The organism is Kribbia dieselivorans NBRC 106261 (assembly GCF_001552435.1).
In the GTDB taxonomy this organism is placed as follows: domain Bacteria; phylum Actinomycetota; class Actinomycetes; order Actinomycetales; family Dermatophilaceae; genus Kribbia; species Kribbia dieselivorans.
Genome location: NZ_BCRE01000011.1, coordinates 1 through 8,946 on the forward strand (window position 1 = coordinate 1; position 8,946 = coordinate 8,946).

Sequence of the window (8,946 nt, forward strand, 5' to 3'; positions counted from 1 at the left end):
GCGGGTGGGGAGGAACTCAGTCCTCGCGAATGGCGTCGAGCACCTGCAGCTTCGAGGCCCGACGCGCCGGGAAGACCGCCGCCAACACGCCCACGATCGCCACGGCCACGAACGTGAGAACCACCTGGACCCACGGCACCGCCAGGGTCGTGAACCCGTCACCCTTGAGCGCCTGCTGGAGCATGATCCCGAAGATCAGACCCAGGCCGGTGCCGATGACCGCGCCGAGGAGCGAGATCGTCACCGACTCCATGGTGATCATGCCGAACAGCTGGCGCCGGCGCAGGCCGATGGCCCGCAGCATCCCGAACTCGCGGGTGCGCTCAAGCACCGACAGGCTCAGGGTATTGACGATGCCGAGCACGGCGATGATCACCGCGAGGCCGAGCAGCGCATAGATGATCGTCAGGAGCTGGTCGAACTGACCGCGCAGGGTCTCGCTGTATTCGTCCCGGTCCATCGCCGAGATGAGGGGCAGGCCCTCGATGGCTGTGTCGATGCCCGACCGGACCGCTTCCTTGTCCGCCCCGGGCGCCAGCTTGACGAGCACGGAGGTGATCGTCGACGGCATACCCAGCGCGGTCGCATCCGACGGGGTGATGAGGTACGGCACCTCACCGGCCGAGGCCATCTTCGAGTAGAAGCCGACGATCTTGAGGGAGGTCGTCTTCGGACCGTTCGTCAAGGTGAGCGTCTCGCCCAACTTCAGGCCGACCTTGTCGCGCTCGGCCGTGCTGACGAGCATCTCGCCCTTGCGGTACGAGTCGGTGCCCTGATCCATCGTCACCGGCTGGAGGTCCTTGAGCAGAGCCGCCTCCATGACGTAACCGAAGACATCGCGATCCCCGTCCTTCGCCGAGAAGAACGATTCGCCACCCGCGGTCTGCACGCCGTTGACCTTGCTGACGTCCTTGGCGACGGCAGCGCTGAACGGCATGCCCACCGGCGAGGAGATGAGGAAGTCGGCAGCCATCTGGTCGTTGATCGTCTCGTCGATGCTCGCCTTGGCCGACTGACCGAAGACGCTCATCGTCGTCACGAGGGCCATGCCGATCATCAGGGCCGACGCCGTCGCCGCGGTTCGCCGCGGGTTGCGCACCGAGTTCTGGTGGGCCATGACCCCGACGATGCCGGAGATCTTGCGGTTCACCCACCCGGCCAGGGCCAGGAACGGGCGCCCGACGATCGGGCTGGTCATCGCCACGCCGAGGAGCACCCCGACCATGCCGCCACCGACGTAGTAGAGCGCGTTGTCGATGTCGGTGAACAGGCCCAGACTCAACGCCACGGCCCCGAGGATCGCGATGACGGCACCGATGATGAGCCGGTTGCGCATCGACCCCTCCTCGACGACGACGTCCTCGCGCATGGCCGCCATCGGCGAAACCTTGCCGGCCCGGTAGGCCGGCAGCCACGCCGCGACCACGGTGACGACCATGCCGACGACGTACGCCACGATGGCGGTCCGCGGCGAGAACACCAGTGTCGTCCCGGACATGTCCAGGCCGACCTGCCCCATGAGCCACGAGATGCCCATCGCCAGCAGGGCGCCGAGGGCCAGGCCCAACGTCGATCCGATCAGACCGACGATGATCGCCTCGATGACCACCGACGTCGTGATCTGCCGCCGCTGTGCCCCCATCGCGCGGTAGAGCGCCAGCTCCCGACCACGCTGGGCGACGAGGATCGTGAACGTGTTGATGATGAGGAACCCACCGACGAACAGCGCGATGGCCGCAAAGATCAGCAGGAAGTTGTTGAGGAACCCGAGCTGCTGCCCGATCGCCTCGGAGGCCTGAGCCACCGCATCGTCACCGGTGACCGCCTCGTAGTTGGCCGGGAGGACCGGCGCGACGCGATCACGCAGCTCCGTCTGCGAGACGCCGGGGTCGGCCGTGACCGCGACGTCGGTAAAGACGTCCTTGCCGCCCTGGTAATACCCCTGCGCCGTGGCCGTGTCGAAGAGGGTCAAGGTGGCCCCGGCCACGCTGCCCGAGCCGAAGTGGGCGATGCCCACCAAGGTCGCGGAGATGCGCGGGAACTCCCCCGAGGTGATGAGGTTGACCTTGTCGCCGACCTTGAGGTCACCACGCTTCGCGGTCTGATCGTCGAGGACGACCTCGCCCTTCCTTGCGGGGGCCCGCCCCTCGTTGAGGGTGAGGATCTCCTCGCCGGCGAGGTTCTTCTGACCGCCGTCGACCCAGTTGTACGCCAGACCGGGGGCTCCGTTCCCGCCGATGAGCTTGCCGTCCTTGCCGATGACGTACGTCGCCGAATCGGTGACGTTGCCGTCCGCCGCGGCGACCCCGTCGACCGCCGCGATCTTCGCGACATCCTTGGCCGAGATGGTCACGCCGGCGATCGGGCCGCTCACGGCGATGTTCTCACCGCTCTGTTGACGCACCACGACGTCGGAGGTGGTGCCGGCGTTGATACCGTCGAACACCTTGGTGAGCGTGTCGCTGAAGATCATCGACCCGGCGACGAACGCGACGCCGAGGATGACCGCGATCGCGCTCATGATCAGTCGAACCTTGCGAGCCATGAGGCTCTTGAGGGTGGCCTTCAGCATGGGTCAGACCGCCGCAGGCATCTCGAACGCCTTGAGACGCTCGAGCACGCGGTCGGCGGTCGGGTTCGCCATCTCATCGACGATCTCCCCATCGGCGAGAAACAGCACCCGATCGGTGTGCGCGGCCGCCGACGGCTCGTGCGTGACCATGACGATCGTCTGACCGTCCTCGCGCACGCTGCGCTGGAGGAAGTTCAGGACCTCCTCGGAGGCCTTCGAGTCGAGGTTTCCGGTCGGCTCGTCGGCGAAGATGATCTCGGGCCGCGACGCGAGCGCACGGGCACAGGCGACGCGCTGCTGCTGTCCTCCGGAAAGCTCGTTCGGGCGGTGGGTGAGGCGGTTGCGGAGCCCGGTGGTGTCGATGATGCGGTCGACCCACGCCTGGTCGGGCTTGCGGCCGGCAATCGCCAACGGCAGGAGGATGTTCTCCTCCGCGGTCAGGGTCGGGATGAGGTTGAACGACTGGAAGATGAACCCCAGCCGGTCACGACGCACCTGCGTCAACTCCTTCTCCTTCAACGACGTCAACTCGACATCGCCGATCCACACCTCACCGGAATCGATGACGTCCAGCCCCGCCATGGAGTGCATCAGCGTCGACTTGCCCGACCCCGACGGGCCCATGATCGCGGTGAAGCGCCCCTGCTCGATGTCGGCGCTGACCTCATGGAGCGCCGTCACCGCCGTTTCACCCTTGCCGAACGTCTTCGTGACGTTCACGGCCCTAGCCGCCACGCCCGCGGCGTGCTCCCCTACGTAGGCCGTCTCAGTCATGGTTCCCTCCCAGATCAGCGCCAGAGGCAGTCGGTTTCCCCCGGATTTGTTTCCCTAACCTAACTGGATCGGCCCGGGACCCGCCTCCCGGTTTCTCCCTGAGCGACCCCTGAGCATCGCCGTCCTGCCCTGAGACCGACCCCGACGACGGCTCGGGGCCGGCCCCCAGACGGACCGACCCCGATCACCCGACCCAGCGCTACTCCGTACGGATCGCCTCGAGGATCTGCAGCCGCGACGCCCGCCTGGCCGGCGCCACCGCCGCAACGACCCCGACCAGGCCCGCGATGACGAGGGTGAGCACGATCTGCAGCCACGGGATCGACATCGTGCGGAACCCGTCGTCCTTGAGCGCCTGCTGCAACGCCACACCGAACAGCAGCCCCAACCCCGTGCCCATGAGCGCACCGAGCACCGCGATGACCACCGATTCGAGCGTCACCATGCGGCCCAACTGGTCGCGCCGCAGCCCGATCGCCCGCAGCATCCCGAACTCGCGGGTGCGTTCGATGACCGACAGGCCCAGGGTGTTGATGATGCCGAGCACGGCGATGACGACCGCCAGGCCGAGCAGGGCGTAGAGGATGACGAGCAGGTTGTCGAACTGGCCGCGCTGCTCGGCCGCGTACTCGACCTTGTCCTTGGCCGAGATAAGCGGCATCTGCGCGAGCACCGCGTCGATCTGGGTGCTCACGGCCGCGCGGTCCGCGCCCGGGTCGAGCATGACGTACGCGACATTGTCGCGCGGCGGCACGCCGATCGACGCGACGTCCTTCTGGGTCATGATGAACGCCGGAGCCGAGATCGCCGGGATGTCCTCGTAGAAGCCGGTGACCCGAAGGTCCAGGCGGCGCGGACCGTACTCGAACGCAACGGTGTCGCCGAGCTTCAGCCCGAACCTCTCCCGCTCACCCGAGCCGACGAGCACGGTGCCGAGCGCCGGCCGATCGGTGCCCTCGACCCCCTCGGCGACGGTGAAGTCGCGGAACGTGGCCGGGTCGACCGCGTCGGGCACGACGTCCTGCCCGTCGAGTGTCATCCCGACCGGGTAACGGAGCGTCGAGACCGTCGCCACGCCGTCGATCCCGCGTAGGTCGTCGCTGATCGACGCCGCGAAGGGCATGTTCGTCAGCTGCGAGACCATGTAGTCGGCCTGCATCGTCTCCTCGACCTGCGCGTCGACACTGGCCTTGGCCGACTGGCCAAAGATGCTCAGGGTCGTCACCAGGGTCATGCCGATCATCAGGGCCGACGCGGTGGCCGCGGTGCGTCGCGGGTTGCGCAGCGTGTTCTGGTTGGCCATGCGACCGACCATCCCGGCCGCCCGTTCGAGCACCCACCCGGCCGCCGCGAGGATCGGGCGGCCCAGCACCGGGCTCGTCATGGCCACGCCGAGCAGCACGGCGAACATGCCGGCCCCGACGAGCACGAGTCCATTGCTGATCGACGTGAACAGCCCCAGCCCCATGGCCACCGCGCCGAGCACGACGGCGGTGACCCCGACGACGATCCGGCTGCGCATCGAGCCCTCCTCGACGACGACGTCCTCACGCATCGCGGCCATCGGCGAGACCTTGCCCGCCCGGTAGGCCGGCAGCCACGCCGCCGCCACGGTGACGAGCACACCGACGAGGTAGGCCACGACCACGGTCATCGGGGTGAACACCAGCGACGAGGTCGACAGGTCCAGGCCGATCAGGGCGAACAGCCAGGTGATGCCGAACGCGAGCACGACGCCCAGGGCCAACCCGAGGGTGGCGCCGACGAGCCCAACGATGACGGCCTCGACGATCACCGAGGCGGTGACCTGGCGGCGCTGCGCCCCGAGCGCCCGGTAGAGCGCCAGTTCGCGACCGCGCTGCGCCACGAGGATCGAGAACGTGTTGATGATGAGGAACGCCCCGACGAACAGCGCGATCCCGGCGAAGATCAGCAGGAAGTTGTTGAGGAATGACACCGAGTCGGCGATGCTCTCGGCGGCCTCATCGGCCTGCTGATCGCCGGTGACGGCCTCGAAGCCGGCGGGCACGGTGGCCGCGACGCGGTCACGGAGCTCCGTTTGGCTCAGTCCGTCGGCCGCGGTCACCCCGACGCTCTGGAACGCCCGTGCCCCGTCGAGGTAGTACTTCTGGGCCGTGCGGGTGTCGAAGTACGCCAACGACGCTCCGGCCATGCCGCCGGCGTTGTACCGGCCGATGCCGACGACCGTCGCGGTGATGCGCGGGTGGGCGCCGGAGGTGAGCAGGGTGACCTTGTCGCCGAGCACGAACCCGGCCTTGGTCGCGGTCGTCTCGTCGACCCCGACCTCGCCCTGGCGCTGCGGAGCGCGGCCCGACACCCACGAGAACGGCTGCTGGCCCTCGAGGTTCGGGCCCTCATGCCAGTTGTAGGCCATGTTCGGCATGCCGCCGCCGACCATGGCCTTGCCGTCCTTGTCCAGGAACGTCGTGGACATGTCGGTGATGATGCCGTCGGCGCGGGCCACGCCGTCGACGGCGGCGATCCTCCTGGCGGTGCGCTCACTGATCGTCACACCGCCGATCGGCCCGCTGGTGAGGTTGGAGTCCTGCTGACGCACGACGACCTCGGCGGTCGTGCCGGCGAGGATCCCGTCGAACGTGCTGCGCAGGGTGGCGCTGAAGATCATCGACCCGGCGACGAACGCGACGCCGAGGATCACCGCGATCGCGCTCATGATGAGGCGAACCTTGCGCGCCATCAGGCTCTTCAGGGTGGCGGTCAGCATGGCTCAACCCACCTGGACCAGGTCGAACGCCTTGAGCCGATCGAGGACCGACTCGGCGGTCGGATCGACCATCTCATCGACGATCCGGCCATCGGCGAGGAAGAGCACGCGGTCGGTGTGCGCGGCCGCCGACGGTTCGTGGGTGACCATGACGATCGTCTGGCCGTCGTCGCGGACCGCGTGTCCGAGGAACGTCAGGATCTCCTCGGAGGCCTTCGAGTCGAGGTTGCCCGTCGGCTCGTCGGCGAAGATGATCTCCGGGCGACCGGCCAGCGCCCGCGCACACGCGACGCGCTGCTGCTGTCCTCCGGAAAGTTCGTTCGGCCGGTGGGCCAAACGCGGGCGGAGCCCGGTGGTGTCGATGATGCGATCGACCCACGCCTGGTCCGGGGTACGGCCGGCGATCGCCAGCGGCAACAGGATGTTCTCCAGCGCCGTCAGGGTCGGGATGAGGTTGAACGACTGGAAGACGAAGCCGAGCCGATCGCGCCGGACCTGCGTCAACGCCTTCTCCTTCAAGCCCGTGAGCTCGACGTCACCGATCCACACCTCGCCCGAATCGATCGTGTCGAGCCCGGCCATGGAGTGCATCAGGGTCGACTTGCCCGAGCCCGAGGGGCCCATGATCGCGGTGAAACGGCCCTGCTCGATCTCGACGGAGACGTCGTTCAGGGCCACCACGCGGGTCTCGCCCCGGCCGAAGGTTGTGGTCACGTTCACGGCACGGGCGGCCACCTGCCGGGCTGGTGCTGTGGTCTGGGTGTCGGCCTGGGTGGCGGCCATGTTTCCTCCCCGGTCGGGGTGCCGGTCAGGCCCCTCCTGGCCGGTCGTCCCTGCACCTCCAACCTAGGGAACCCAGCGATTTCGCCCCATTGGGTGCACCCCTGAGCGACCCCTGGGTACCCGGGCGGTGCTCAGGGAGAGGTCAGGCAAGGCTGCGTGACCGGGGCCACACACGCCCGCAGGCCCCGCACCGAGTCGGTGCGGGGCCTGCGAGGAGATGACGCCGGCGTCAGCGCTTCGATCCGGCGGATCAGAAGCCCATGCCGCCCATGCCACCCATGTCGTCGCCACCGGGCATGGCCGCAGCGGCCTTCTCCGGCTTGTCGGCGATGACGGCCTCGGTGGTGAGGAACAGCGCCGCGATGGACGACGCGTTCTGCAGCGCCGAGCGGGTCACCTTGGCCGGGTCGATGATGCCGGAGGCGATCATGTCGACGTACTCGCCGGTGGCCGCGTTGAGGCCCTGACCGGCCGGGAGGTTGGCGACCTTCTCCGCGACGACGCCACCCTCGAGGCCGGCGTTGACGGCGATCTGCTTGAGCGGAGCCTCGATCGCGACGCGCACGATGTTGGCGCCGGTGGCCTCGTCACCGGTCAGCTCGAGCTTGTCGAACGCGGCGGTGCCGGCCTGCAGCAGGGCGACGCCACCACCGGCGACGATGCCCTCCTCGACGGCGGCCTTGGCGTTGCGCACGGCGTCCTCGATGCGGTGCTTGCGCTCCTTGAGCTCGACCTCAGTGGCCGCGCCGGCCTTGATGACGGCCACGCCGCCGGCCAGCTTGGCGAGGCGCTCCTGGAGCTTCTCGCGGTCGTAGTCCGAGTCGGAGTTCTCGATCTCGGCCTTGATCTGGTTGACGCGACCGGCGATCTGGTCGGCGTCGCCGGCACCCTCGACGATCGTGGTCTCGTCCTTGGTGACGACGACCTTGCGGGCGCGGCCCAGCAGGTCGAGCTCGGCGGTCTCGAGGGAGAGGCCGACCTCCTCGGAGATGACCTGGCCACCGGTGAGGATGGCGATGTCGGCGAGCATGGCCTTGCGGCGGTCACCGAAGCCCGGGGCCTTGACGGCGACGGACTTGAAGGTGCCGCGGATCTTGTTGACGACCAGGGTCGACAGGGCCTCGCCCTCGACATCCTCGGCGATGATCAGCAGCGGCTTGCCGGACTGCATGACCTTCTCGAGGATCGGCAGGAGGTCCTTGATCGAGGAGATCTTGGAGTTGACGACGAGGATGTACGGGTCCTCGAGGACGGTCTCCATACGCTCGGTATCGGTGACGAAGTAGCCCGAGATGTAGCCCTTGTCGAAGCGCATACCCTCGGTGAGCTCGAGCTCGAGGCCGAAGGTGTTGCTCTCCTCGACGGTGATGACACCTTCCTTGCCGACCTTGTCCATGGCCTCGGCGATCATCTCGCCGATCTGCGGGTCGGCCGCGGAGATGGACGCGGTGGCCGCGATCTGCTCCTTGGTCTCGATCTCCTTGGCCATGCCGCGCAGCTCTTCGGCGACGGCGCCGACGGCCGCCTCGATGCCACGCTTGAGGGCCATCGGGTTGGCGCCGGCGGCCACGTTGCGCAGGCCCTCCTTGACCAGGGCCTGGGCGAGCACGGTCGCGGTGGTGGTGCCGTCACCGGCGACGTCGTCGGTCTTCTTGGCGACCTCCTTGACGAGCTCGGCGCCGATCTTCTCGTACGGGTCGTCGAGCTCGATCTCCTTGGCGATCGAGACACCGTCGTTGGTGATCGTGGGGGCGCCCCACTTCTTCTCCAGGACGACGTTGCGGCCCTTGGGGCCGAGCGTGACGCGAACCGCGTCGGCGAGGGTGTTCATACCCCGCTCGAGGCCGCGGCGGGCCTCCTCGTCGAAAGCAATGAGCTTGGACATTCACAATCCTTCAGGCGAATCGAAGGTGGCGACCGGACAGTGCCCGCGACGGACGAACCGGTCACCACGGCTCAGGTCACCGTGGGTCCCGGCCCTCACCGGCCGGTCAGGATTGTCACTCTCACGAGGAGAGTGCTAACGCCATTATTGGCACTCTCTAGGTGAGAGTGCAAACGTCACCCCCGC

General features: G+C 68.1%; 5 protein-coding genes. All 5 read right to left on the reverse strand.

Annotated elements, in window-relative coordinates; translation table 11 throughout:
* Window positions 1-16: 16 nt before the first annotated feature.
* A complete protein-coding gene (locus tag KD1_RS01595; RefSeq protein WP_068396579.1) occupies window positions 17-2,572 on the reverse strand; it encodes an ABC transporter permease in 2,556 nt (851 codons plus the stop codon).
* A gap of 3 nt (window positions 2,573-2,575) precedes the next feature.
* Window positions 2,576-3,346, reverse strand: coding sequence for an ABC transporter ATP-binding protein (locus KD1_RS01600; protein ID WP_068396582.1), 771 nt, complete (start codon window positions 3,344-3,346; stop codon window positions 2,576-2,578).
* A gap of 199 nt (window positions 3,347-3,545) precedes the next feature.
* The gene (locus tag KD1_RS01605; protein WP_068396585.1) at window positions 3,546-6,092 is read right to left on the reverse strand and encodes an ABC transporter permease; all 2,547 of its coding nucleotides are present in this window, start codon (window positions 6,090-6,092) and stop codon (window positions 3,546-3,548) included.
* A 3-nt stretch (window positions 6,093-6,095) separates the two neighbouring features.
* Window positions 6,096-6,875 carry an ABC transporter ATP-binding protein gene (locus KD1_RS01610; protein WP_068396588.1) on the reverse strand — a complete coding sequence of 260 codons (780 nt, stop codon included), beginning with the start codon at window positions 6,873-6,875 and terminating at the stop codon, window positions 6,096-6,098.
* 250 nt (window positions 6,876-7,125) lie between these two features.
* On the reverse strand, window positions 7,126-8,760 hold the full coding sequence (groL, locus tag KD1_RS01615) for a chaperonin GroEL (RefSeq protein ID WP_068396591.1): 1,635 nt from the start codon (window positions 8,758-8,760) through the stop codon (window positions 7,126-7,128).
* Between the last annotated feature and the right edge of the window lie 186 nt (window positions 8,761-8,946).

Excerpts from the sequence above, each read along its gene's own strand:
- KD1_RS01595 (WP_068396579.1), bottom strand. The coding sequence starts at position 2,572 with ATGCTGAAGGCCACCCTCAAGAGCCTCATGGCTCGCAAGGTTCGACTG.
- KD1_RS01600 (WP_068396582.1), bottom strand. The coding sequence starts at position 3,346 with ATGACTGAGACGGCCTACGTAGGGGAGCACGCCGCGGGCGTGGCGGCT.
- KD1_RS01605 (WP_068396585.1), bottom strand. The coding sequence starts at position 6,092 with ATGCTGACCGCCACCCTGAAGAGCCTGATGGCGCGCAAGGTTCGCCTC.
- KD1_RS01610 (WP_068396588.1), bottom strand. The coding sequence starts at position 6,875 with ATGGCCGCCACCCAGGCCGACACCCAGACCACAGCACCAGCCCGGCAG.
- groL (WP_068396591.1), bottom strand. The coding sequence starts at position 8,760 with ATGTCCAAGCTCATTGCTTTCGACGAGGAGGCCCGCCGCGGCCTCGAG.